Origin of the sequence: Pseudomonas sp. YQ_5, assembly GCF_043103305.1 — a bacterium.
GTDB lineage: Bacteria > Pseudomonadota > Gammaproteobacteria > Pseudomonadales > Pseudomonadaceae > Aquipseudomonas > Aquipseudomonas putida_Y.
The window spans coordinates 1-402 of sequence record NZ_JBICJS010000043.1 but is presented as its reverse complement, the minus strand read 5'-3'; the positions used below and the strand labels follow the sequence as shown (position 1 = coordinate 402).

Here is a 402-nt window from a genome sequence, read left to right as displayed (position 1 = left end):
TTTCGACCAAGCTGTAGATCTGCGCGCTAGCCGTGGCTCCCTTGGGCGTGTCACTGAACAGCCAAGCTTTGCGCCCGATCACAAACGGCTTTATGGCCCGCTCTGCCAGGTTGTTGTCGATCGGCAGGTGGCCCGCCTCGACATACCGCTCCAAGCGGTTCCAGTTGTTTGCCAGGTAAAGCACCGCCTTGCCCAGTACGCTTTGCGGTGTCACCTGTGAGTGCGTCTTGTCGAGCCAACTTTTCAACTGCTCAAGGATCGGCAGGCTTCGTTCCTGACGACCGAGGAATCGCTGTTCATCGCTGGCATCCTTGAGGTCGCGTTCGATGCCATACAGTTTGTTGATCATCGTCAGCGCAACATCGGCGCGACCGGTCTTGCCCTTAGGCTGCACCTTCTGCG

General features: G+C 58.2%; 1 protein-coding gene. It reads right to left on the bottom strand.

Annotation, left to right across the window (positions count from 1 at the left end; translation table 11 throughout):
• On the bottom strand, window positions 1-402 hold a 402-nt coding region (locus tag ACF8EA_RS08020; RefSeq protein ID WP_392521470.1), incomplete at both ends, for an IS66 family transposase.